General features: G+C 48.0%; 1 protein-coding gene. It reads left to right on the forward strand.

The genetic code is table 11. The annotated features are described in order from the left end of the window. Window positions 1-700, forward strand: a 700-nt coding sequence (locus tag R7O13_RS27125) for a peptidase dimerization domain-containing protein (protein ID WP_318305233.1), incomplete at both ends; no start/stop codon positions are given.

The following is a 700-nucleotide window of genomic DNA, read 5'->3' on the forward strand; positions in this document are numbered from 1 at the left end:
CGTACATCGATGGTGAGTGTGTAACAGCGAAAGGCACGACGCTTGGTGCAGACAACGGTATTGGTATGGCTTCTTGTCTGGCTGTATTAGCATCTAAAGATATCAAACATGGGCCAATTGAAGTTCTACTAACAATTGATGAAGAAGCAGGCATGACTGGTGCATTCGGGCTTGAAGCAGGTTGGTTGGAAGGTGATATTCTTCTAAACACCGACTCCGAGCAAGAAGGCGAAGTGTACATGGGCTGCGCTGGTGGTATCGATGGTGCGATGACTTTTGACATCAAACGCGACGCGATCCCTACTGGCTTTGTGACTCGTCAGCTAACCTTGAAGGGTTTAAAAGGCGGTCACTCTGGTTGTGATATCCACACTGGTCGTGGTAATGCCAACAAACTGCTTGGCCGATTCCTAGCGGGCCATGCACAAGAGTTGGATCTTCGCTTGGTTGAATTCCGTGGTGGTAGTTTGCGTAATGCTATTCCTCGCGAAGCTTTCGTAACAGTTGCTGTTCCTGCTGAAAACCAAGAGAAGCTTGCAGAGCTTTTCAACTACTACACTGAGCTATTAAAAGCTGAGCTTGGCAAAGTAGAAACGGGCATTGTGACGTTCAATGAAGAGATCGCAACCGAATCACAAGCTTTCACTGCGGCGGATCAACAACGCTTTATTGCTGCTCTCAACGCATGTCCAAATGGCGT

This window comes from Vibrio sp. Y176, assembly GCF_033438945.1.